At 53.3% G+C, this 22,720-nt stretch carries 22 protein-coding genes; 8 read left to right on the top strand and 14 right to left on the bottom strand.

Annotated features, from left to right (window positions below; translation table 11 throughout):
- Positions 1–6: 6 nt before the first annotated feature.
- Positions 7–3,183, top strand: coding sequence for a Cu(+)/Ag(+) efflux RND transporter permease subunit SilA (gene silA, locus L362_RS15395; protein ID WP_023344157.1), 3,177 nt, complete (start codon positions 7–9; stop codon positions 3,181–3,183).
- 44 nt (positions 3,184–3,227) lie between these two features.
- Positions 3,228–4,532, top strand: coding sequence for a type II toxin-antitoxin system HipA family toxin YjjJ (yjjJ, locus tag L362_RS15400; RefSeq protein WP_032637733.1), 1,305 nt, complete (start codon positions 3,228–3,230; stop codon positions 4,530–4,532).
- Between the two features lie 28 nt (positions 4,533–4,560).
- On the opposite strand, the gene L362_RS15405 is transcribed toward yjjJ, so the two are convergent.
- The 3 genes from L362_RS15405 to L362_RS15415 form a co-directional block, all read right to left on the bottom strand.
- Positions 4,561–5,148 carry a hypothetical protein gene (locus L362_RS15405; RefSeq protein WP_023344155.1) on the bottom strand — a complete coding sequence of 196 codons (588 nt, stop codon included), beginning with the start codon at positions 5,146–5,148 and terminating at the stop codon, positions 4,561–4,563.
- 104 nt (positions 5,149–5,252) lie between these two features.
- Complete coding sequence (locus L362_RS15410; protein ID WP_023344154.1) at positions 5,253–6,161, bottom strand: LysR family transcriptional regulator; 909 nt, start codon at positions 6,159–6,161, stop codon at positions 5,253–5,255.
- Positions 6,162–6,356: 195 nt separating this feature from the next.
- Positions 6,357–7,394 carry an aldo/keto reductase gene (locus L362_RS15415; protein ID WP_023344153.1) on the bottom strand — a complete coding sequence of 346 codons (1,038 nt, stop codon included), beginning with the start codon at positions 7,392–7,394 and terminating at the stop codon, positions 6,357–6,359.
- A 414-nt stretch (positions 7,395–7,808) separates the two neighbouring features.
- Between L362_RS15415 and L362_RS15420 the strand changes: the two genes are divergently transcribed.
- Together L362_RS15420 and L362_RS15425 are read left to right on the top strand one after the other, a co-directional pair.
- Complete coding sequence (locus L362_RS15420) at positions 7,809–8,252, top strand: PACE efflux transporter (protein WP_023344152.1); 444 nt, start codon at positions 7,809–7,811, stop codon at positions 8,250–8,252.
- Between the two features lie 94 nt (positions 8,253–8,346).
- A complete protein-coding gene (locus L362_RS15425) occupies positions 8,347–8,718 on the top strand; it encodes a VOC family protein (protein WP_023344151.1) in 372 nt (123 codons plus the stop codon).
- Positions 8,719–8,778: 60 nt separating this feature from the next.
- Here L362_RS15425 and L362_RS15430 read toward each other — a convergent pair whose 3' ends face one another.
- Complete coding sequence (locus tag L362_RS15430; RefSeq protein WP_021242483.1) at positions 8,779–9,552, bottom strand: DeoR/GlpR family DNA-binding transcription regulator; 774 nt, start codon at positions 9,550–9,552, stop codon at positions 8,779–8,781.
- An 86-nt stretch (positions 9,553–9,638) separates the two neighbouring features.
- Between L362_RS15430 and L362_RS15435 the strand changes: the two genes are divergently transcribed.
- Both L362_RS15435 and L362_RS15440 read left to right on the top strand, forming a co-directional pair.
- Positions 9,639–10,223, top strand: a complete 585-nt coding sequence (locus L362_RS15435) for an NUDIX hydrolase (protein ID WP_023292410.1) — start codon at positions 9,639–9,641, stop codon at positions 10,221–10,223.
- 286 nt (positions 10,224–10,509) lie between these two features.
- On the top strand, positions 10,510–11,202 hold the full coding sequence (locus tag L362_RS15440) for a helix-turn-helix transcriptional regulator (RefSeq protein ID WP_008503218.1): 693 nt from the start codon (positions 10,510–10,512) through the stop codon (positions 11,200–11,202).
- Between the two features lie 14 nt (positions 11,203–11,216).
- Here L362_RS15440 and L362_RS15445 read toward each other — a convergent pair whose 3' ends face one another.
- Positions 11,217–11,855: an acyl-homoserine-lactone synthase gene (locus tag L362_RS15445; RefSeq protein WP_023344150.1), complete on the bottom strand. Its 639-nt coding sequence runs from the start codon at positions 11,853–11,855 to the stop codon at positions 11,217–11,219.
- A gap of 438 nt (positions 11,856–12,293) precedes the next feature.
- Between L362_RS15445 and tam the strand changes: the two genes are divergently transcribed.
- Positions 12,294–13,052, top strand: coding sequence for a trans-aconitate 2-methyltransferase (gene tam / locus L362_RS15450; protein WP_008503216.1), 759 nt, complete (start codon positions 12,294–12,296; stop codon positions 13,050–13,052).
- A gap of 5 nt (positions 13,053–13,057) precedes the next feature.
- Here the strand turns inward: tam and L362_RS15455 are convergent, their stop codons facing one another.
- The 7 genes from L362_RS15455 to L362_RS15485 form a co-directional block, all read right to left on the bottom strand.
- Positions 13,058–14,248 carry a cytochrome c biogenesis protein/redoxin gene (locus L362_RS15455; protein WP_023344149.1) on the bottom strand — a complete coding sequence of 397 codons (1,191 nt, stop codon included), beginning with the start codon at positions 14,246–14,248 and terminating at the stop codon, positions 13,058–13,060.
- A gap of 137 nt (positions 14,249–14,385) precedes the next feature.
- Positions 14,386–15,687 (bottom strand): ATP-binding protein, encoded by a 1,302-nt coding sequence (locus tag L362_RS15460; RefSeq protein WP_023344148.1) that lies wholly within the window; start codon positions 15,685–15,687, stop codon positions 14,386–14,388.
- Positions 15,684–16,424: a response regulator gene (locus L362_RS15465; RefSeq protein ID WP_023344147.1), complete on the bottom strand. Its 741-nt coding sequence runs from the start codon at positions 16,422–16,424 to the stop codon at positions 15,684–15,686. Before L362_RS15465 ends, L362_RS15460 begins: the two co-directional genes overlap by 4 nt.
- A 44-nt stretch (positions 16,425–16,468) precedes the next feature.
- Positions 16,469–17,464 (bottom strand): alpha/beta fold hydrolase, encoded by a 996-nt coding sequence (locus tag L362_RS15470; protein WP_023344146.1) that lies wholly within the window; start codon positions 17,462–17,464, stop codon positions 16,469–16,471.
- Positions 17,465–17,609: 145 nt separating this feature from the next.
- A complete protein-coding gene (locus L362_RS15475) occupies positions 17,610–18,050 on the bottom strand; it encodes a GNAT family N-acetyltransferase (protein WP_021242490.1) in 441 nt (146 codons plus the stop codon).
- 12 nt (positions 18,051–18,062) lie between these two features.
- Entirely contained in the window at positions 18,063–18,533 is a 471-nt protein-coding gene (locus L362_RS15480; RefSeq protein ID WP_023344145.1) for a GNAT family N-acetyltransferase, read from the bottom strand.
- 10 nt (positions 18,534–18,543) lie between these two features.
- Positions 18,544–19,131, bottom strand: coding sequence for a hypothetical protein (locus L362_RS15485; protein WP_023292418.1), 588 nt, complete (start codon positions 19,129–19,131; stop codon positions 18,544–18,546).
- A gap of 426 nt (positions 19,132–19,557) precedes the next feature.
- Here L362_RS15485 and L362_RS15490 point away from each other — a divergent pair, with 426 nt between their 5' ends.
- On the top strand, positions 19,558–20,106 hold the full coding sequence (locus tag L362_RS15490; RefSeq protein WP_023292419.1) for a GNAT family N-acetyltransferase: 549 nt from the start codon (positions 19,558–19,560) through the stop codon (positions 20,104–20,106).
- On the opposite strand, the gene L362_RS15495 is transcribed toward L362_RS15490, so the two are convergent.
- Both L362_RS15495 and L362_RS15500 read right to left on the bottom strand, forming a co-directional pair.
- Complete coding sequence (locus L362_RS15495; protein ID WP_023344144.1) at positions 20,094–21,008, bottom strand: bestrophin family protein; 915 nt, start codon at positions 21,006–21,008, stop codon at positions 20,094–20,096. The genes L362_RS15490 and L362_RS15495 overlap by 13 nt on opposite strands.
- A 200-nt stretch (positions 21,009–21,208) precedes the next feature.
- A complete protein-coding gene (locus tag L362_RS15500) occupies positions 21,209–22,660 on the bottom strand; it encodes a tagaturonate reductase (RefSeq protein ID WP_023344143.1) in 1,452 nt (483 codons plus the stop codon).
- Between the last annotated feature and the right edge of the window lie 60 nt (positions 22,661–22,720).

The following is a 22,720-nucleotide window of genomic DNA, read 5'->3' as shown; positions in this document are numbered from 1 at the left end:
ACGATGATGATTGAATGGATTATCCGGCGTTCGGTCGCCAACCGTTTCCTGGTGATGATGGGTGCGCTGTTTCTCAGCGTCTGGGGGACATGGACCATCATCAACACCCCGGTCGATGCCTTGCCCGATCTGTCTGACGTTCAGGTGATTATCAAAACAAGCTATCCCGGCCAGGCCCCGCAGATTGTTGAAAACCAGGTGACCTATCCACTCACCACCACCATGCTGTCGGTTCCTGGCGCGAAGACCGTGCGCGGTTTTTCACAGTTTGGTGATTCGTATGTGTACGTTATTTTTGAAGACGGGACCGATCTGTACTGGGCCCGCTCGCGCGTGCTGGAGTACCTGAATCAGGTTCAGGGCAAACTCCCCGCCGGCGTGAGTTCCGAAATCGGCCCGGACGCCACGGGCGTAGGCTGGATATTTGAGTATGCGCTGGTGGACCGCAGCGGAAAACACGATCTCGCCGAGCTGCGATCATTGCAGGACTGGTTCCTGAAATTTGAGCTAAAAACAATCCCGAACGTGGCCGAGGTGGCCTCCGTCGGCGGTGTGGTGAAGCAGTATCAGATTCAGGTTGACCCGTTAAAGCTGGCGCAGTTCGGCGTCAGTCTGCCGGAAGTTAAGCAGGCCCTTGAATCGTCTAATCAGGAAGCGGGGGGATCGTCCGTAGAAATCGCGGAAGCGGAATATATGGTGCGGGCCAGCGGCTATCTGCAGACCATCGATGATTTCAATCACATCGTCCTGAAAACCGGTGAGAACGGTGTGCCGATTTACCTGCGCGATGTTGCCCGCGTACAAACGGGGCCGGAAATGCGCCGTGGTATTGCCGAGCTGAACGGACAGGGTGAAGTGGCGGGCGGCGTGGTGATCCTGCGTTCGGGTAAAAACGCGCGCGAGGTCATTACGGCGGTAAAAGACAAGCTGGAGACGCTGAAGGCCAGCCTGCCGGAAGGCGTTGAGATTGTGACCACCTACGATCGCAGCCAGCTCATCGACCGGGCCATTGATAACCTGAGCAGCAAACTTCTCGAAGAGTTTTTCGTGGTGGCCATCGTCTGCGCGCTGTTCCTCTGGCACATTCGCTCGGCGCTGGTGGCGATTATCTCTCTGCCGCTTGGCCTGTGTATTGCCTTTATCGTCATGCATTTCCAGGGGCTGAACGCCAATATTATGTCGCTGGGAGGCATTGCCATCGCCGTCGGCGCGATGGTGGATGCCGCCATCGTGATGATTGAGAACGCGCATAAGCGGCTGGAAGAGTGGGATTACCAGCACCCGGGACAGCAGATTGATAACGCCACCCGCTGGAAGGTGATTACCAACGCCTCTGTAGAGGTTGGACCGGCGCTGTTTATCAGCTTGCTGATCATCACTTTATCCTTCATTCCCATCTTTACCCTTGAGGGGCAGGAAGGGCGGCTGTTTGGTCCGCTGGCCTTCACCAAAACGTATGCCATGGCAGGGGCAGCCGCGCTGGCCATCATCGTGATCCCCATTCTGATGGGATTCTGGATCCGGGGTAAAATCCCCGCCGAGACCCGTAACCCGCTGAACAGGCTGCTGATTAACGCCTATCATCCGCTGCTGATTCGGGTGCTCAACTGGCCCAAAACAACCCTGCTGGTTGCGGCCTTATCCATCTTGACGGTGATCTGGCCCCTGAGCCAGGTGGGCGGCGAGTTCCTGCCGAAGATTAATGAGGGCGATCTGCTGTATATGCCCTCTACTTTGCCCGGCGTCTCTCCGGCAGAAGCGGCCGCGCTCTTACAGACCACGGACAAGTTAATAAAAACCGTCCCTGAAGTGGCCTCTGTCTTCGGCAAGACCGGCAAAGCCGAAACGGCAACGGATTCCGCGCCGCTCGAAATGGTGGAAACCACCATTCAGCTTAAGCCTGAGGATCGGTGGCGTCCCGGGATGACGATTGACAAGATCGTTGAGGAGCTTGATAAGACCGTTCGTTTGCCCGGTCTGGCGAATCTCTGGGTTCCGCCCATTCGCAACCGCATTGATATGCTGTCGACCGGGATTAAAAGCCCGATTGGCATCAAGGTGTCTGGTACCGTTCTGGCTGATATCGACGCCACGGCGCAGAGCATCGAAGCGGTAGCCAAAACGGTGCCGGGCGTGGTGTCTGCCCTGGCAGAACGTCTGGAAGGCGGGCGCTACATCGATGTCGATATCAACCGGGAGAAAGCCTCCCGCTATGGAATGACGGTGGGCGACGTGCAGCTGTTCGTCTCCTCGGCCATCGGCGGTGCGACGGTGGGTGAAACGGTGGAAGGCGTGGCCCGCTATCCGATTAATATTCGTTACCCTCAGGACTACCGGAATAGCCCGAGCGCGTTGAAGCAGATGCCGATCCTGACGCCAATGAAACAGCAGATTACGCTGGGTGATGTGGCAGATATCAACGTTGTTTCAGGCCCCACGATGCTGAAAACGGAGAATGCCCGGCCTGCGAGCTGGATTTATATCGATGCCCGCGGCAGGGATATGGTGTCGGTGGTGAACGACATTAAGACGGCCATCAGCCAGAACGTGAAGCTCAGGCCGGGTACCAGCGTGTCATTCTCCGGGCAGTTTGAACTGCTTGAGCATGCCAACAAGAAACTGAAGCTGATGGTGCCGATGACGCTGATGATCATTTTCGTTCTGCTCTATCTGGCGTTCCGTCGCGTGGATGAGGCCCTGTTGATCCTGATGAGCCTGCCGTTCGCGCTGGTCGGCGGGATATGGTTCCTGTACTGGCAGGGCTTCCATATGTCCGTGGCAACCGGCACCGGGTTTATCGCCCTGGCCGGGGTGGCAGCAGAGTTTGGAGTGGTCATGCTGATGTATTTGCGTCATGCCGTTGAAGCACATCCGGCGCTGTCCCAGCGCGAAACGTTCACTGAACAGGGGCTTGATGACGCCCTTTATCAGGGCGCCGTGCTGCGCGTGCGGCCAAAGGCGATGACCGTCGCGGTAATTATTGCCGGTCTGCTGCCCATTCTCTGGGGGACCGGGGCAGGCTCAGAAGTCATGAGCCGGATAGCGGCGCCCATGATCGGCGGGATGATCACGGCACCGCTGCTGTCGCTGTTTATTATTCCTGCGGCGTATAAGTTAATTTGGTTGCGCAGGCATAAACCAGAGACAGCCGTTGGTGAAGATGACAGGGGAGTCAATACCTGATAAATTAGCTATTCAATAACCTATTCATAAAGCTATTCAAAACCATGATTAATCGATCCGAAACACTACGACAATTGCTGAGACAAGGCCCGGTATCGGTAAGGCAACTAACTGATATTATGGGTATTAGTCAGCCTACCGTTTCACGATCGATTAAAGCGCTTGGCGATGAGGTTGTTCGCATTGGCTCCGGTCCATCTATTCACTATGTGCTGCGGGATACACATCGAGGATTCAGCTCGGCTCCTGTCTACCGCATCACGGAAGAGGGCCAGGTTAAATCGCTGGGTAAACTCATTCCGGTTTATCCAGACGGTTTTGTAATGGCGCAAACGGACAATGTGTGCCTCCATAGCGATGGGTTGCCGTGGTGGTTGTTTGACATGCGGCCTCAGGGATATCTTGGCCGCGCGTACGCCTCGCGATTTTCATCCGAGCTGGGCCTGCCGCCAAATCCAGATAACTGGAGTGATACTGACGTTATCAGGGCTTTGCTCGCTCATGGACACGATGCGGTGGGGAACCTGTTAATCGGAGAACAGGCGAGGAATCATTTTGTAGAGATGCCGTCGCCTGTTGCGGTGGACCGCGCAACCGCATACCCGTCGCTGGCGCAGGCCGTGAGCGCGGGCGAAGTACCGGGCTCCTCTGCTGGGGGTGAACAGCCGAAGTTCTGTACTTATACAGAACGTGGCCACGTCATTGTGAAATTCACGGCACCGGACGATAACCCTGTAAGCGAACGCTGGCGAGACCTTTTGTTGGCAGAACATCTTGCGTTAAGCGTGCTTGGCGTCGAAACCGAGGTGTTTGATTTTGGCGGACAGCGCTTCCTTGAGATCCCGCGGTTCGACCGTACGGGACCCCTTGGTCGTAAGGGACTCTTTTCTTTACGTGCGCTCGAGGCGGAGTTTGTCGGCAGGGCAAGAGAATCCTGGCCGGTACTGGTGAATGAGCTGGCAAAGCAGGGCTGTGTTCACCAGGATGCGGTCGCCAGCACGTCAAGGCTTTGGGCGTTTGGTATGCTGATCGGCAATACCGACATGCACCACGGTAATCTGTCGTTTATCAGTTCCCATGGACGGCCTTACGATCTTGCTCCTGCCTATGACATGCTGCCCATGGGATTTGCCCCGAAATCAGGAGGCGCACTGGTGAATACGCTGCGTCCGGCTACGCTTATTGACGCGATCGCGGGAGAAACCTGGCATGAAGCACTGGCGCTGGCCGAACGCTTTTATACGCAGGCCAGCAGTTGCGGCCGCTTTTCTGCCAATTTTGCGCCATGTCTTGCCGCATTGCGCAGCCATCTGGACGAGGCGAGGTCAAGGATATCGCGTCTGGGATAATGGGGCGGGATGTTTACGAGGGGCAGGCTTAGCGTGGCATATGTGCATCGCGAGTCTGTCTGATCAGCTTGCGCCAGGCGCGATTATGCAGAGTAAATAGCAGCATCTTATAAAAGGCTGTGGAGAGGATAGCGCTACCACTAAGCAATAACATGACGATACTCACCAGTGCCGCAGTCAGACTGACGCCCGGAAAAGGGCTACCGATCAGCGCGGCCAGCAGATAGGCTGCCGTTAATACCAGGCTTATCACCGCCAGCGCAAGGTGTATCCGTACGGCGCGCATGCTGCCTTTGCCAATCATGAACATCGTCACGCCGTTGATGCCAGCGAAAAGCAGGGCGACCAGCACAACCCACACGAATACGCGTTCAGTTGGCTGGCTGAGTGCGGCGAGTACGCCATAGCCCAACCACAGCTGCGGAATGGCGAAACTGACAATCACCCCGAGCGTACTGATCGCTGCCGGAATACCCATGGTATGTAGTCCCACAGGCTTACCCATCTGTTCGGACAATTGCGTCTTAAACTGCTGCAGCTGTGTCGGGGAGGCATTGCTCATGCTGTTGGCCAGCGCGTTACAGTATTTCAGGCGAAGGGATAAAATTTTAATCATTTGATTATACTGCTTTTAAAAGAGTGAAGACCCTGATTGATTTTCTGACATCCGCTACGGAACGATAAAGACGACAACGCATCGTTCAGTATGGAAGCGCTATTTCACAACCCCAGTGGCCTGGCCTCCTGTATGAACTCAATCAGAAGGCGAAGCCCGATCGGCAGTTGCCGGCGGCTTGAATAATAGATATGAAAACCTTCCTCCAGCGGAGACCATTCCGTAAGCACCAGGCGGAGCCGTCCATCTTTCACATAGGGGGCAACAAGAGGCTCCGGAAAATACATCAGGCCGGCTCCACCTAAGACGGCCACAAGGCCCGTTTCAGCCTGATTGACCGTCACAGAGCCTGGCACAGTGATTTGGTACGTTTCGCCATCTCGCTCAAGTTCCCAGCGATAAATCCGATCGTCGCCGAGACGATTGCTTATACAGCGATGGTGTAATAAATCATCAGGATGTTCAGGCGTTCCGTAGCGTTCAAGATAGTCTGGGGATGCTGCGATAACCCAGCGAATATCGGCAGATAAACGCCGGGCAACCATGTCTTCCGGGACGGTGCCACCATAGCGGATACCGGCATCGAAGCCCGCATCAGTGACGTCAACCATACGGTTGCTGGCCACAATATCGATTTCAATATCGGGATAGCGATCCATAAACGCGGGCATAACTGGCGCAAGCAAAAGATTGGCCGCTTCAACGGCAGCATTGATGCGGATACGTCCGCCAGGGGTATTACGATACTTGTTAAGCGATTCAAGTGCGCCTTCTATTATGTCGAAAGGCTGAAGGACAGACTGAACCAGTTCTTCACCTGCTGCCGTAGGGGTGACGCTCTTGGTCGTGCGATTAAGCAGGCGAACCCCGAGCCGGGTTTCCAGTCCCTTCAGGGCATGACTAAGCGCTGATGCACTGACACCTAATTCAATGGCAGCACGGCTGAAACTGCGATGACGTGCAATAGCCATGAAATAAATGAGATCGGCAACATCAGCTCTGCTTATTTGCATACAGAATCGTTTTCCTTGTGCGTTAAGGCCCGAATGTATTGATACGGAAATGATATACACCATAGACCGATTAGCGCTAATCCGTTGCTGAATTTATTTCACAAGTCCATCCGCTCATCGCCTCTCACTGAACACGTTGTGCTTCGTTATTCTTGAAAAGAATGAGACCCGGCAACGCCGGGCCAGGGAAGGGTGTTAACGGTTCTGTATTGCTGAAGGCGGCGTGAGTGAAGGGGGCGTATCAGGAAGCGGGGGAATGATCCCGTCGACGGGGTGCGGCAGATAGAGTGCCTCGAGTTCCGTGATTTCAGCATCGCTAAGTGTAAAGTCCAGTGCGCTGATAGCCGTGGAAAGATGTTCTGGTTTGGTCGCGCCAATGATCGGGGCTGTGATGACCGTTTTTGATAGCAACCAGGCAAGTGCAACATGGGCTCTTGGCACATCGTGCTTTTCGGCAATTCTTGCAACGACATCAATAACGGGCTTATCCAGAAGGGCTGCGTTCTCATACATTTTTAACGCAAAGGCATCGTTTTGCGTTCGTCGGGACGTGACACTCCAGTCGCGCGTGAGCCTGCCGCGTGCCATCGGACTCCAGGGGATCACACCAACGCCCTGGTCTTCACACAGGGGCAACATCTCGCGCTCTTCTTCCCGGTAAAGCAGGTTGTATTGCGGTTGCATCGTAATAAATCGGGTCCAGCCGTTACGCTCTGCAGTATGCTGCATTTTTGCAAAGCGCCAGGCTTCCATAGATGATGCGCCGATGTAACGTACTTTTCCTGATTTAACGAGGTCATGCAGAGCCTCCATGGTCTCTTCAACAGGCGTGGAGTGGTCAAAGCGGTGAATCTGAAAGAGATCCACATAATCCATACCTAAGCGCATCAGGCTATCGTCAATAGACTGAAAAATGGCCTTGCGGGAAAGAAACCCGGTATTGGGTGAGTTGCGCCACGGAAAGAAGGTCTTTGTCGCCACAACGATCTCGTCGCGTCTGGCCATTTCTTTCAGCGCTTTTCCTGTGATCTCTTCAGAACTTCCGCCCGAGTAGATATTCGCGGTATCAAAAAAATTAATGCCTGCTTCAAGCGCCTGACGGATGAGTGGCCGTGACGCCTTTTCATCCAGGGACCAGGGTTGAGGCAGGCGTTCAGGTTCACCATAGCTCATACAACCGAGGCAAAGACGGGAGACTTGCAAACCGCTACGACCCAGATTCACATACTTCATTCTGTGTTCCTTCTTTTATTGCCAGCAATTCTGTATGTGACAGGGTATTGCACTGACATGAAGGGAACCAGCATGCGCCATCGAATGGTGTTTTGAGTTTTTTTCACAAATCGTCGTTATCGACAGTGAAAGACGAGAAGCGAGAGGGTGGTCAGAATTAATAACAGATTGATGTATCGGCTCGTGATTAGCTATCAGATGTCATTTAACATAATATACATTATGCGCACTAACGTAAGTGGAGGCAAAATCTGCATTTCTGCGGTCATGATTGACCTGGTCCATTGAATCATGTGAAGCCACCTTTTCAGGCATGATTTGTGTCGAGGCCCCGCACGACCCAACGTCTACGTTTACACATGGTTGAAAGACGTTTGATATACTTCAGCCTTTGCCCACTGCTGCCGTAAACTTATGGAAATTGAATTAGATAAAAGCTTTAGAGAAAGGATTTTCCACGCGGTCATTTTTGAAGTCACGGCCAACATTATCATCGCGCTGTCGCTTGCGTGGCTGATGAACGTGTCGGTACTCCAGTCTGGTTCGCTGTCCGTGATATCCGCGCTTACCGCCACGGCCTGGAATTTTGTTTTTAACAAATTCTTTGACGCTCTTCAGAAAAAATACCACTTTGAAAGAACGTTCCTCGTCCGCGCGCTCCATGCGGCCTGTTTCGAAGCCGGACTTATCATCACGTTAATTCCTGTGGCCATGGTGATGCTGCATTTAACGATGACGGAGGCATTTTTTGTTGAGATTGGTTTGGTACTGTTTTTCCTGCCGTACACGATGCTGTTTAACTGGATTTACGATTACCTGCGCTGGACATTTGTTGGACGGAAACAGTCTGCTATGTAACGAGATATCTGTCACATAGACGCACCTGTGCTCATATTCGACTCCTGCCACCTTCTATACTCTTCATTTCTCTATCGCTTTCAAGGAGTCGATAATGTTTGATCATGTGAAATTTGGCGTCAGTGATTATGAAAAAAGTAAAACCTTCTTCCTCGAGGCGCTTCGTCCGCTTGGTGTTGAACTCGTCGATGAAGGCGCGCCGGATTATGGTGTTGAGATGAGCTCTGGCGACGTTTCGCTTTGCCTTTTCCAGACAAATGACAAACCGGCGCCTCTGCATCTGGCGTTTGTGGCCAAGACCCGTCAGCAGGTAGATGATTTTTACCATGCCGCGCTGGGCGCTGGCGGACGTGATAACGGTGAGCCGGGGCTACGTTCCTATGGTGAAAATTACTATGCCGCTTTTGTCATCTCGCCTGATGGTCATAACATTGAAGCCGTATGCCATGCGCCGGAAAGTCGGTAGCCCAAATATTTCGCTTGAGAACATTTTAGAAGCTAAATCCTGACAGCCAGTCGCTGGCTGTCAGAGGCTGTCACGATCTGAGGCCAGCACGACGGATACCCCCTTTTCCGATACCGCGCGGATCCACTCCTTATCTGTACCGTCTTCAACGATGATGGTATTCACTGAAGATACATCGCCAATCACAAACGACGACGCGGTGTTGATCTTTTCCGGAGACGCCAGAACGACCGTTTCCGCGGCTCTGCCGGAAAATGCACGTTTGATGCATGCCTCTTCGAAATCGCCGGTTGTCAGCCCCGCATCCGGATGAATACCGGTCACGCCCATAAAGAACAGATCTGCATGAATATTCTCTATGCCTTCGATGGCCGCCGCGCCGACCGCAACAATCGAGTGTTTATACAACCGTCCGCCGATCAAAATCACCTCAATGGCAGGATGATCAACAAGCCCCAGAGCAATACTCGGGCTGTGCGTCACCACGGTGATGCGCAAGTCAGGCGGGAAAAAGGTAATCAGCTCCGAGGTTGTCGTGCCACCGTCGATAATTACCACCTGGCCTGATGAAATCAGCTGGGCCCCTTTCCGGGCCACCCTTTTTTTTGCATCCATCTTCACGGATTGCCGTTCGGCAAACGGAGCAATTGCGGAAGATGACGGTAGTGCGCCGCCGTGAACACGCTGCAAACGCCCTTCTGCCGCCAGCTCGCGGAGATCGCGCCGGATAGTATCTTCAGAGACGTCGAAAAGAATGCTCAGCGCTTTTGACTGGACCTGACCTTCGGCACCCAGCTTTTCAAGGATCAATTGTTTTCGCTGACGAGTGAGCATCCTGTTTTCCTGATGTTGCATGTTTTACCTTGAAAGTGCATGATGTTGCTGTTTATGAGTATTACTCTACGTAAGGAGGAACAATCGTGCAATCAAAACGTGCAGATGTGCGCATCATTAACAGTGAAACCCTGTCAGATAACTGGTACATCCTTAAAAAATACACCTTCGACCTGCAGCGCCGTGATGGCGAATGGCAGCGGCAACAGCGGGAAGTTTATGACCGTGGCAACGGCGCGACGATTCTTCTCTACAACCGTGAGAAAAAGACGGTCATCCTGACGCGCCAGTTCCGCTTCCCTGTTTTTATCAACGGCCATGAGGACGATTTAATTGAAGCGGCGGCGGGATTGCTGGACAACATGGATCCTGAAAGCCGCATCAAAGCAGAAGCGGAAGAAGAGACCGGATTCCACGTTACGCGCGTAGAGAAAATCTTTGAAGCCTATATGAGCCCGGGCTCTGTCACGGAAAAACTCTATTTTTATCTTGCCGAGTATCAGCCGAAAGACAGAACCGGCGCCGGCGGCGGGATCAAGGCTGAGGGAGAAGATATCGACGTGCTGGAAATGACGCTTGAAGAGGCATTACGCCGCATTGAAACCGGCAGGATTGTCGACGGTAAAACCATCATGCTGCTTTATCATATTGCCCTGAAAGGCATTCTGTAACCCACTGGTTTAAATCCTGATTTCAATTTGTATGCACCTGGGGGAAAAGCGTGAAACCTCCTAAATTTTGCAGCCTACTATATTTAGTGAACGATTTCGAAATTCGATAAAAACATCAACAATTCCCTAAGTCATCTGCATTTACCATTCAAAAATCCCAAACGTTCACGAGGCTGCCAGTTGAGGCAGCCTGTCTTATCTGTTGACTGGATTAAAATGCGACTCGCTACAGATAACGAAGCATATTATACTTGCTCCTCCACTCGTACAGGAGGCAGCAACTCACGTGAAGGATACATATTACAACGACTTAACGATCAATACGCAAATTCAGAGTGAGCTGGACGCGTTTTTTGAGGACTTCAAAGGGATCGTCTTCGCCTACGCCATTATGAACAAGAAAGATCCCTCACAGATGAGGATAATCAATAACAGTCCAGAGTGGTTTACTATCTACCTTGAAAAAAAATATCAGTTCATTGACCCTGTTATCATTCGGGCTTTGCGCTGTGTGGAAGATTTTTTCTGGGAAAGTGATGTTGTCCTGTCAGATGGTTATAACCTGACGCGTATTTTCGACGAAAGTGTCCAGTATGATATTTATCAGGGACAGACGTTTCCTCTGCATGACTATTTGAATAATCTTGTTGTCTTATCCGTCATCAGTCCTAAGCATTCTGGGATTGACATTGAAAAATATCGGCCGCATTTTCTACGCTTCCTTGTTCAGTTACACCAGAAGACACTCAATCTGTATAGTCAGCATCAGCAGAAAAAGAATGTTTTCCTGTCGCCACGTGAGCGCCAAATCCTTAAATGGGTCAGCGCCGGAAAAACGTACGCAGAAATTTCTGTTATATTGTCTATTGCTGAGCGCACCGTTAAATTCCATATGGGCAACATCATGAAAAAGCTCGGTGTGAATAATGCAAGACACGCAATAAAACTTGGAACGGAACTCCGGTTACTGGAGGACTGAGCCTCAGCCACTGGTTATAAATGGCGTAAGTGCTCGAGCATTTCGCGAAGCCAGTGACTGGATTTGTCTTTGCTAATAATATCTTCAATAATGCTGGTGCTGGCGGGCATATAAATATAGTAAATAACCTCGCCTTTTTCAGAAACACCGCGCTGAATAACTTCAACTTTCCAGTTCGCATGGCGAAATATGGCATACATTCCACGACTGGCTACAGCATACATTCCATGATATTTGTTCTTCATGCAATAAATATTCATTGCAAGAAACAATGCCTTACTGGCGGGCACGCCATGCAGACTTGCGGAATCTCGTATTTCTTTATCTAAAAATAAACGGCTCACTTCACAACAAGGAACATCTGCGGGAAAAATAATGGGGTTGTCGAAATAATTATGAAAAATTTCGCTTATCATTGTGGGCTGCGTTGCGTTAATAAATCGTGCGCCGCATAACAGTTGTCCATCATAAATACCCAGTAAATATGTCGTGTTATGGGAATCAAATTGATCCTTCTCCATACCTTCGACGCATTCCACTTTCCAGTCGAGTCGGTCCCGAAACGTTTTTCTCCGGAGTCGGTAAAGTTCGCGCGCTAATGCTGGGGGTAAATCATCGTAGTCGTGTAAAAAAAATTCAATGACAGAATTCATGCTCTTGTTCCTGATAATAACACCTGAAACTATTATCACCTGTCTTTTAGGACAGCTTTCATTGTGCTGCATATTCCCTATACTTAAAAAGTACCTGACCACGAAGTTCTCGCAAAACTAAGCGGCCAGGAGGTCAAAGACCTACGAAACACCAGGGATATACCCATCGATGATTATCTAATATTTAAAGTTTCGGGTACAGAGCATAAGAAGCACTTTGCCGATAAAATATTAAAAAACAATAATCATAAAATAATTACAATAAATGTATTGCCCCTTAATCTTTTAAGGGGTAATATTTCCGTTTTATTATTTTTTGCACCTCTCCTCATTTTCTGACTCTGCTGGCTTCTTCTGGCCAAACTCCCTCGCCAATACCGCTTTGCAGGCATCTGCCTGTGCTATTCTTGCAGAAACATGCAAAACGGAGAATTGATAATGGCCGACTGGAACCCTTCTCTTTACCTGCAATTTGGCGCAGAAAGAACGCGTCCGGCCGCAGAACTGCTCGCCAGAGTTCCTCTGGATGAGGCCGCTACCATCGCGGATTTGGGCTGCGGACCGGGAAACAGCACCGCGCTGTTGAAGCATCGCTGGCCTTCTGCTCACATCACCGGGGTCGATAACTCCCCTGCCATGCTCGAGGAAGCACGCGCCGCCTTACCCGATTGCCATTTTGTTGAGGCCGATATTCGTCAGTACACGCCCGGCCAGCCGCTGAGCCTGATTTATGCCAACGCGTCGCTGCAATGGATTCCGGACCATTACGATCTCCTGCCGCATCTTGTTTCCCTGCTTAAGCTAAATGGCGTGCTGGCGGTCCAGATGCCTGATAACTGGCTGGAACCCACCCATGTGGCGATGCGTGAAGTGGCGCTGGAGCAAGACTATCCAGACCGTGGCCGCGAACCGCTGCCGGGCGTACACGCTTATTACGATATTCTGTCGGAAGCTGGCTGTGACGTGGATATCTGGCGGACAACCTATTATCACAAAATGAGCTCTCATCAGGCGATTATTGACTGGGTAAGCGCCACCGGCCTGCGCCCCTGGCTTCAGGAACTGAACGAGAGCGAGCAGAAACGGTTCCTGAAACGCTACCATGAACTGCTGGAAGAGCAGTATCCGCTCCAGGAAAACGGGCAGATACTACTGGCTTTTCCAAGGTTGTTTATCGTGGCTCAACGCCAGCCCTGATCCGATTATGAGCGGGCTTCTTTGAGCAGCTGCTGGATAACCTTTTCCTGTTGCTCATAGTCACCTTCGCCAAAGGCGGTATAGCGCAGCTGCCCTTTGGCATCAAAATAGTAATGTGCTGGCCAGTACTGATTGCCGAACGCATTCCAGATTTGATAGTTGTTATCCGTCACCACCCGATACGGCAGTTGCCATTTCTTCACCGCATTTTTAACCGACGACAGCGGTTTCTCCCAGGGATATTCCGGGGTGTGAACGCCAATCACCACCAGACCCTGCGGCTGGTACTTTGTGGCCCACTCCCGCACATGGGGGAGCGTATGCTGGCAATTAATGCAGTCCCACGTCCAGAAATCAATCAGTACAACCTTTCCCCGTAACGATTCAGACGTGACAGGGTCACCGTTTATCCACCCTGTTCCACCGCTTAGCGAAGGCAGCTGGCTGCTGGGCTCTGTCATGACTACTGGCTGGAGGTTCACCGGCGCGGTGGCAGGTTTCGCCAGATTCAAGAGCGCCGTCTCAAGACGGTCCGCGACGCCGTTTGCCCCTCTCAGCAGCGAAGTCATCCCCGTCGCGTTCAGGACGACTGCGGCTAACATCGCCACCCCCGCACCCTGACGCAGCTTCGCCATTAGCGCCGATTTTGCTCTCAGTGGAGCCATCAGCGAGCGTCCGCCGAACACGAGTAGACCCAGCATCAGCGCGCATCCGCTGCCATAGGCGGCAAGCAGTGCGCCTGTGGCGATGGCCGAATGCCCCGCAATATTAATGCTGAAAATCGCACCCAGAATAGGCCCGGCGCAGGGAGACCAGAGCAGCCCAACCGCTAGCCCAGCCAGAAAAGCCGATGCCATTCCGCGCGTTTGCCCGCTACGGCTGTTGAGAACATTTCCCGCGCTGACGGCCGGTCCCGCAATACGCTGGGCGAAAGACGGGAAAATCAAGGCCAGCGCGGCGGTGGCCAGAATGACGAGCGCGATCCAGCGCCCGACAATGGTTGCCTCTGTTATCCACTCGCTGGCGACGGTGACGACCATTGCCACCAGAGTGAACATCACGATCATCCCCGCAAGCAGGGCCAGAATATGCCGACGCTGCCCCTGGAAACCGGCGAACAGGAGTGGAATAACCGGGAGCGTACATGGGCTGAGCAGGCTTATCATCCCGCCCAGAAAAGCGATTACCAGAAACATAGTGACCTCACATGACATGTCCTGCGACACTGCAGTGAGGCTATTTCATCGTGCGGATGTGTTCAGGGTATGTGTAAACGCGTGGGTTTTGTCTGGCTCTGTATCGCCCAGGCCGGGAGATACAAAGCCGTACAATTTTACGAACGACGCGGTAGCGTAATGGCGACATCCAGTCCGCCCCCGGCGCGGTTCGCCAGCCTGAGTTTTCCTTCCAGCTGTGCGGTCAGCTGAGCGGCAATCGCCAGGCCGAGTCCTGTTCCGCCGGTATCGCGGTTACGCGAGGTTTCAACCCGATAAAACGGCTGCAGAACCGCATCCAGCTCGGCTTCGGGTATTCCCGGTCCGTCGTCCATAATGTGAATAATGACCTCGCTGTCCGACGAAACGTCTATCGCAATCGCAGCACGCTCGCCGAATTTGAGGGCGTTATCCAGCAGGTTGGTCATCACCCGGCGAAGCGCCTGCGGCCGCGTGACGATGGGCATGCGGGTTTCGCTTGCCTGAAAGTGCACGTTTTTACCGATGTCCTGATAATCGCAGGCGATGCTGTTGATCCAGGCGTTCAGCTCCAGCTTCAGTGACGTCTCCTCCAGTGATTCCGATGACCGGGCATACGCAATGCCCTCCCGCACCAGACGAGACATATTATCAAGGTCGTTCAGGAGCTTGTCGCGAAGTTCAGGCTCTCCGGCCATTTCGACGCGCAGCTTCATGCGGGTAATGGGCGTCTGGAGATCGTGAGAAATCGAGGCCAGGATCTGCGCGCGTTCCCGGAGATAAGACTGAATGCGCGCCTGCATGGCGTTGAAGGCATGCGCTACCCGCTGCACCTCAAGCGGCCCTTTTTCCGTCATAGGCGTGCTGGCCGCCGGATCCAGCGCATCCACCGCGCGGGTAAAGTGTGAAAAAGGCCGTACCACCTGCCGCACGGCGATCCAGGCGCAGACGGCCAGCACGAGCAGCTGCAGGATGAGGACGACCGGGAGCCAGCTGGCGACGGGCGGCATGCGCGGGATCAGGTCAATGGTCAGCGGCGCGCCATCGCGTAACGTAAGGTGGGCCTGAATATGTGAAATGGCGCCAGGAACGGCGGTAAAGCTAAGCGGGTAATGCGCGGCCAGCGTCGCTTTTAAGGTTCTGATGGCGTCCTGCGAACGCTTATCCGTCGGCGCTGCGCCGGGTTCCCCTGTGCCCAGGATATAACGATAGTTACCTCGTTCAAGCCGCGGCAGCCAGGCGGCGCGTTCGCTGGCCGGTAAGCGGTCTAAAATGGCGACGCTGGTTGCGACATCGTTTTCCAGATTACCGAGCATCACCGTGCGGGCGCTGTGCATGCGTTCAACCATGACCAGCGTCAGGCTCAGGGCGTTAGCCAGCAGCAGACCGGCCAGCACGACGAGCAGCAAACGGGCCAGCAGCGAGCGCGGCCAGATCGTCATTCGTTAACCTCTTTGATGGTCACCGGCATCGTAAAGACGTAGCCTTCGCTGCGCACGGTTTTGATATAGGCGGGCGTGCGGGCATCTTCATTGAGACGCTGGCGAACCCGGCTAACCAGCAGGTCGATTGAGCGTTCAAACAGCTCGGCGTCTCGCCCCTGCGTCAGGTTGAGCAATTGATCTCGGGTCAGCACGCGCTGCGGATGGTCAAGGAAAACGCGCAGCAGACGATACTCCGCTCCGCTGAGCGCGACGATCACCCCTTCCGGGTCGATTAAGTGGCGAGCGACGGTATCGAGCTGCCATTCACCGAACATCACCAGACGCCCTGCTTCCGTCACCTGTAAATTGGGCGGCATCGCGCGAAAACGCCGTAAAATCGCTTTAATGCGCGCCAGTAGCTCACGTGCGACAAACGGCTTCACGACGTAATCATCCGCCCCCATCTCCAGCCCCAGGATCCTGTCCGTCTCCTCGTTGCGCGCGGTCAGCATCAGAATGGGCAAATCTTTATACTTCCCGACGCGCAGCTCTCGACACAGCGTAAGGCCGTCGTCACCGGGCATCATGATATCCAGCACTACCAGATCGATATGCTGTTTATCCAGCACGGCACTCATCTCTTTGCCGTTCGCCGCGCCGGAGGCGCGATAACCGGACTTAACGAGATAGTCAACAATCAGTTCACGAATATCCCTGTCGTCATCGACGACAAGGATGTGGTCAATATGTTCCACCGAACTCTCCAGACCGAAGGGTAACGTACTGAAAATAGCACATTTCACAGCTTATCCGCGTCGATAACCGCCTTAACGAAATCCTGTGGATCTTCCTGAGGCGGATTGTGCCCCACGGTTGCGCCGAAGGTGCGGTGCTCATATTTGCCGGTAAATTTAGCTGCATAGGCCTGCGGTGCCGGATGCGGCGCGCCGTTGTTACCGCCTTCGATGGTGATCGTTGGTACGGTGATATTCGGCAGCGTGGCCAGTTTTTGCTCGTAGCGGTCGTATTTGCGCTCGCCTTTTTCCAGCCCTAAACGCCAACGATAGTTACTGAGCGTCACCGCGACGTGGTCCGGGTTATCGAGGGATTTGGCGCTGGCGTTAAAGACCGCGTCGCTGAATTTCCAGTCAGGCGAGGCCTGCGACCAGATTAAGCGCGCAAAGTCATGCGTGTTTTTGGCATAGCCTTCCGCACCGCGCTCCGTCGCAAAATAGAATTGATACCACCACTGCTGCTCTGCTTTTGGCGGCAGCGGCTGTTTGCCAATCTGCTGGCTGCTAATGAGATACCCGCTCACCGACACCAGTGATTTTACGCGCTCTGGCCACAGCGCGGCGACGATATCCGCCGTCCGGGCGCCCCAGTCATAGCCTGCAAATACCGCCTGCCTGATATTCAGGGCATCCATCAGATTAACGATATCTTTCGCCATCGCCGAGGGCTGGCCGTTGCGCGGTGTGTTTGCTGACAGGAAGCGCGTGGTACCGTAGCCGCGCAGAGACGGCACAATGACCCGGTACCCTTTTGCCGCCAGAGCGGGTGCGACCTCGGCGTAGCTGTGAATATCGTAGGGCCAGCCGTGCAATAAAATAACCGGCTGACCGTCCTTCGGACCAATGTCGACATAACCGACGTTCAGATCGCCAGCGTTAATTTGCTGGGGATGATCAAAGGCGGTCGCGAAATTCGTGCCGGTGGCTTCCGCCTGACAGGACATCACGGTGCCAAGCGAAACGGTCAGTGCGAGGGTTGAGTAAGCAAGTTTGCTGAACATGTTGGTATCTCCGGTTGAGTACAATTCACGGGGATATCACAACACCTCAATGTATAGCGGATATGTGCGAAAGCGGGTTTATTGCAAGCCTGTGTATGTATCCGGGACGCTGATACAGTGTGATACAAACACAGGCCTTGAAGTCTTAAAGGGAGAGACGGTAGCGGACGTAGTCGTCAGCTTCACCATATTTGTCATAAAGTTTACGCGCCGGATTGTTCTCCCGGGTGACCCAGTACAGTTTCGACCACCCTTCGCGCTTGCCTTCCTCAATCAGAGCGTCAATGAGCGCCTTACCGGCCCCCGCCCCGCGTTCGGCAGCATCAACAAACAGATCTTCCAGGTAGCAGATGGGCGCGGTTGACCAGGTGCCTTCGTGCAGAACACACATTGCGAAACCGATGATCTTTTCGTCCTTCTCCACGACCCGGCAGAACATCGATGAATGCGCTGAGAGCGCCCTTTCCCACGTCGCTGCGGTGACGGATTCCTCAAGGTAGCAATCATAAAAATGGGTATAGCCGTCCCACAGCGGTCGCCATTGGGAATAGTCGTCTTTGCATAGAGGTCGTACCGTAACAGCCATGTTTTCCTCACATTACAGAGTAATCGCCATTTCAAAACAGCGTAAATCAGCCCCCGCCATACGCGAGTGATGATAGTTTTCGCGCAGCGTCACAAACCCCAGCTTTTGATAAAACGACTGGGCGTTAGGCGTTGCATCAAGCGTCAGGCGGGTTATCCCCTGGCTACGGGCCTCATGTTTGAGGGCCTCAATAATCTGGGTCGCCATGCCTTTGCCGGAGGCTGCGGGCAAGGTGAAAATCGCCTCCAGGCAATGGGTATCCAGATCGAGATAGCCGCTTGCCGCAACATCGCCCTTTTCATCTTCAACCACGTAAAAAGGGTATTCAATGACCATCTGCCGATAGCGTTCGGGCATCAGATCGGGCGTCCAGCGCGCAATGACCTCAGCGTCGTAACTGGTTGTACAGCCGTGACGAATCGCCTGATTGCGTATATTCCAGAGTGTTTCGGCTTCCTGTGGCGTGGCTTTTCGTAATGTCATAACCTCCCCTTTAACGGCTTTTTAGCCGCATTTCCCGTGCCAATCTGGCAAGACGCTGAGTACGACAATAGAGCGTAAACAGAACAAAGCCGCTGCCGTTCATCACCACCCGACAAAGTAACAGCGCGAAAGATGCAATGACGTGTGGCCAGAGGCTTCCATCATGAGAAAGCATGACATGTAGAACCTGAACGAGGGTCGTTATCAGCAGGATGATGAACAACGCCATAAAGCCCGACAATCCCGACGTCTTTCCACGAGCCAGTAGTACGCTTGTCACAATGAGCGCGCCTGTCATCGTCAATGATGGTAAGAAAAAGCTCAATGCATGATGTAAAGGTGACAAACCCTGCAACGTGCTGAGAAAAGGCAAAAGGTTTAGCGCAAACGCCACTAAAAACAGAGGTAACAGCATAGCTACCGGGTAAGGATTTTGACGCGGAAGCTCGCTGAGGGGTCGCGAAAAATACCGTTCCAGCTCGGGAGTGGAATTATCCAGAAGGCGGGTATCACGACGAGCAATAGCCTCCTCTATATCTTTACCATGTTGCAGGAGATCCTGGAAAACCCGTCCGGTTAACAAACTCAAAAACTTCATCAGAATACCGCCAGTGACTGAATGGTACCGATAATGTATTTACCGGTCCGTGGTAAGTTACTGGGCGCTGCAATAACGCCGCTCACCGCACTTCCTGCTAATGCTGCGGCACTTGTTACCACTTGCCCAAGTTGTCGAGTGAGTTCTACCCCAGTGCTTTGAAATCGAAATCTGCAGCCCCTAAACCTGCCATTCGCGCATAATCATAACCGGGGAGATTGGTCTCAGGATTCATTCCAGGCAAAACCATACATTATTCCTTATGTGGGTAGGTAAGTTAGCCCAACTAATCTGATGGTAGTCGAACGCTCAGCAGAGCAAAATTTTGGTAGTAAATACGTTACAACGCAACTAAACAGAACGTCATATAGATGAAAATACCAGAACGCAAACAAAAGCATAACGCCTAAAAAGGGAGATCCGCGCATGACGATACCGACGCTCACGACAGAACGTTTACTGCTGAAACCGCTGGTTGCGGAAGATGCCGCCCAGATACAAACGCTTTATCCGCGCTGGGAGATCGTCCGCTATATGGTCTCTTCCGTCCCCTGGCCCTACCCGGATAACGGCGCGGAAAACTATGTCAACAACGTGGCGCTGCCGGATATGGCAAAAGGGATTGCCTGGTTCTGGAGCATCCGGCGACGTGAGGTGCCGGATGAATTGATGGGCATTATTTGCCTGTACGACGTCGAGGATAACAACCGCGGGTTCTGGCTCGCGCCGGAGTTTCAGGGGCACGGATATATGCGCGAAGCCAGCATTGCCGCGACGGATTACTGGTTCAACACGCTAAACAAATCCGTTTTGCGGGCCCCGAAGGCCGCCGCCAACAGCCGCTCCCGTCGTATTTCGGACAGTAGCGGCATGCGGCTTATCAGAACGGAGAAGAAAGCCTACGTCAGCGGGATGCTGGACTCCGAGCTGTGGGAGATCACCCGCGACGAGTGGAACGCCCGTCAGGTCAGCTGATAGTGCTTATCCGGCATCAGCCTGTCCGGAATGTTCTCTTCATCATTCATCTGCAGCAGATCGCGTTCCATCATGTTGCAGATGGCGTCCAGCGGCAGGTCGTTATCTTCCGTGCCAAACGGGTCTTCCAGCTCTTCCGCCAGGGTGTCCAGCGAAATAAAGGTATAAGAAATCAGCGCCGAAACAAAGGGCGTCATGTAGTGCAGGTCCACAACCAGCGCGAACGGCAGCATGATGCAGAACAGATATACCGTGCGGTGCAAAATCAGCGTGTAGGCAAACGGCACCGGCGTGGTCGCAATGCGCTCGCAGCCGGAAAGGACGATAGACATGTCGTTCAGACGGTTGTTCAGGCTATGGAACAGAATGTCTGAGAGTTGCCCGTTTCGCCGCCGCACGGCCAGCCACTCCCCCATGATCAGCAAAATACGGTTCGCCGGTGAGTTGGCGTCCATGACTTTACGTAAATCCTCCGCAGCAAGATAACGAGAGAGCTGCTCAGCATTCAGTTCCCGGCGCAGGGTCATGCGCAGACAGTTGGCGAAAGCAATCTGCAGGCGGACAAATTCGCCGAGGTGCTTATCGTCGGGTAAGGTGTTTTTTACCTCGAGAAACAGCGAGCGTGCCGCTATCATCAACTGCCCCCAGAGCAGCCTCGCCTCAACGTAGCGTGAATAACAGGCGTTGTTTCTGAAACCCAGAAAGATAGCGATCGCCACGCCGAGAATGCTGAATGGCGCCACGGTAAATTTGATACCGAGCGAGGTATACCACGGTAACATCAGGATAACGGCGATAGAGAGCAGGAAGTTGAGCAGCAATCGGGTATAGATCTTGGGAAGTACCGAACCGTGCCAGACAAAAATCAGTTGTAGCCAGTGCTGTTTAGGACGAACGATCATAGTGAGTTTCAGGCAAGAAAAGAGCGAGGCTATTAAACGTGATCCCCGTCACCGTTGCAAGCTTGTTAACGGGACATTGCATTTTCTCCCCTGATTAGCGAAATTCGCACGGTGCTGCATGTGCTTTTTAAAAACAAAGCACATAGTATGTTGTAACTAAATGGGGCCTATTCAAACCCGGCCGAAGCCGGGTGAATGCATTAGCAAAGCGGTTTAACCGCGGCGCGCATGCCCTTAAGCAGAATGGCATCCAGATCCAGCGTGACCTGGTCGACAAGACCGCTTACCTGCGTCAAGTCCTGCTCCCAGTGGTCGCGTACGCTGAGCACCGACTGCACCAGTTCACGGGTGCTAAGCTGCCGATCGCGGTGCTGCGCCCACAGCTGCTGATAACGTTCCAGCCAGCGTGCATCATCCTGCACCGGATAGCTCTCCCCGTTACGCTCCGCGCGATAAAACACGATCAATGCGGCCAGAGCAAACGTCAGGCGAGCCGGTAATTGCCCCGTCGCCTTCTGCCCTGCCAGCAGCTGCGGCAGGATGCGGGTACGGTATTTGGTCATACCGTTAAGCGCGATGGAGAGCAGCTGGTGTCTGATGTAGGGATTACGAAAACGTCCTGTCACCGCACTGGCGAACGATTCCAGCTCGTTACGCGGCAAATCGAGGACCGGAATGATCTCCTGATAAATTGCTTTTTCGACGAACGCGCAGACCTCGGCATCATTCATCGCCTCACCTACCGTATCCAGCCCGGCCTGGAAGGCGACCGGCACCAGCGCCGTGTGCGCGCCGTTCAGAATGGCCACCTTGCGTTCTTTGTAAGGCATGATGTCGTCGACAATCAGCACGTTTAACGGGTACTTATCCAGACGAAGTTCGTGCGAAAGAGATGCCGGCCCCTGAATCACAAACAGATAAAAATGTTCGGCCGTGTCGAGGAACCCATCGTGATAACCCAGTTCAGCCTCCAGTGCGGCCGCTTCATCGCGTGGATAGCCTGTCACGATACGGTCAACCAGCGTCGAGCAGAAGCTGTTGGCGTCGTTGAGCCACTGAATAAAGGCGGCAGGCAGCGCCCACTCCTGCGCATAGCGCAAGACGAGTTCACGCAGTGCGTCACCGTTGTAGTCAATCAGCTCGCAGGGAATGATGATCCAGCCCTTGTCAGCTGCACCGTTGAAGTGGCTAAAGCGCTCAAACAGCAGACGCGTCAGCTTCGCCGGATAGCTCACCGCAGGGGCATCGTCGACGCTGTCACCCGCGTGGTAGCTGATACCCGCTTCGGTGGTGTTCGAGAATACAAACCGCATATCGGGATTGTGAGCCAGTTTCAGAAATGCGCCATAGTCGTCATAGACGCTGATTTCCCGGTTAACGGAGCGGATCAGCCGGGCCTCGCTCACCGCCTCGCCCTGCTCATTCAGGCCACGAACGATCGTGGTGTACAACCCATCCTGGGTGCTTAACGACGGCGGGAAGTCGCTCTGAATCGGGCGAACGATTACCACGCCAGCGTCAAGATCGGTATGTTCGTTTAACAGGTCAATTTGCCAGTCGACAAACGCACGCAGGAAATTGCCTTCACCAAACTGAATGATGCGTTCTGGATAGTGCGCACCGGGAAAATCACGACGGTTGAGCGTGTTCACAAGAGGTTCCTTTTATGATTAGTCATACAGCCTGATAAGATTGGTACGATAACTTATCAA

The organism is Enterobacter sp. MGH 16 (genome assembly GCF_000493175.1).
Lineage (GTDB): Bacteria > Pseudomonadota > Gammaproteobacteria > Enterobacterales > Enterobacteriaceae > Enterobacter > Enterobacter roggenkampii.
This window is presented reverse-complemented; position numbering and strand designations above follow the sequence as displayed.

What these genes read in the sequence shown, in the direction of transcription:
- yjjJ (WP_032637733.1), top strand. Translation starts at nt 3,228, where the DNA reads ATGATTAATCGATCCGAAACACTACGACAATTGCTGAGACAAGGCCCG.
- L362_RS15410 (WP_023344154.1), bottom strand. Translation starts at nt 6,161, where the DNA reads ATGCAAATAAGCAGAGCTGATGTTGCCGATCTCATTTATTTCATGGCT.
- L362_RS15415 (WP_023344153.1), bottom strand. Translation starts at nt 7,394, where the DNA reads ATGAAGTATGTGAATCTGGGTCGTAGCGGTTTGCAAGTCTCCCGTCTT.
- L362_RS15490 (WP_023292419.1), top strand. Translation starts at nt 19,558, where the DNA reads ATGACGATACCGACGCTCACGACAGAACGTTTACTGCTGAAACCGCTG.
- L362_RS15425 (WP_023344151.1), top strand. Translation starts at nt 8,347, where the DNA reads ATGTTTGATCATGTGAAATTTGGCGTCAGTGATTATGAAAAAAGTAAA.
- L362_RS15470 (WP_023344146.1), bottom strand. Translation starts at nt 17,464, where the DNA reads ATGTTCAGCAAACTTGCTTACTCAACCCTCGCACTGACCGTTTCGCTT.
- L362_RS15405 (WP_023344155.1), bottom strand. Translation starts at nt 5,148, where the DNA reads ATGATTAAAATTTTATCCCTTCGCCTGAAATACTGTAACGCGCTGGCC.
- silA (WP_023344157.1), top strand. Translation starts at nt 7, where the DNA reads ATGATTGAATGGATTATCCGGCGTTCGGTCGCCAACCGTTTCCTGGTG.
- L362_RS15485 (WP_023292418.1), bottom strand. Translation starts at nt 19,131, where the DNA reads ATGAAGTTTTTGAGTTTGTTAACCGGACGGGTTTTCCAGGATCTCCTG.
- L362_RS15445 (WP_023344150.1), bottom strand. Translation starts at nt 11,855, where the DNA reads ATGAATTCTGTCATTGAATTTTTTTTACACGACTACGATGATTTACCC.
- L362_RS15430 (WP_021242483.1), bottom strand. Translation starts at nt 9,552, where the DNA reads ATGCTCACTCGTCAGCGAAAACAATTGATCCTTGAAAAGCTGGGTGCC.
- L362_RS15495 (WP_023344144.1), bottom strand. Translation starts at nt 21,008, where the DNA reads ATGATCGTTCGTCCTAAACAGCACTGGCTACAACTGATTTTTGTCTGG.
- L362_RS15460 (WP_023344148.1), bottom strand. Translation starts at nt 15,687, where the DNA reads ATGACGATCTGGCCGCGCTCGCTGCTGGCCCGTTTGCTGCTCGTCGTG.
- L362_RS15475 (WP_021242490.1), bottom strand. Translation starts at nt 18,050, where the DNA reads ATGGCTGTTACGGTACGACCTCTATGCAAAGACGACTATTCCCAATGG.
- L362_RS15480 (WP_023344145.1), bottom strand. Translation starts at nt 18,533, where the DNA reads ATGACATTACGAAAAGCCACGCCACAGGAAGCCGAAACACTCTGGAAT.
- L362_RS15455 (WP_023344149.1), bottom strand. Translation starts at nt 14,248, where the DNA reads ATGTTTCTGGTAATCGCTTTTCTGGGCGGGATGATAAGCCTGCTCAGC.
- L362_RS15420 (WP_023344152.1), top strand. Translation starts at nt 7,809, where the DNA reads ATGGAAATTGAATTAGATAAAAGCTTTAGAGAAAGGATTTTCCACGCG.
- tam (WP_008503216.1), top strand. Translation starts at nt 12,294, where the DNA reads ATGGCCGACTGGAACCCTTCTCTTTACCTGCAATTTGGCGCAGAAAGA.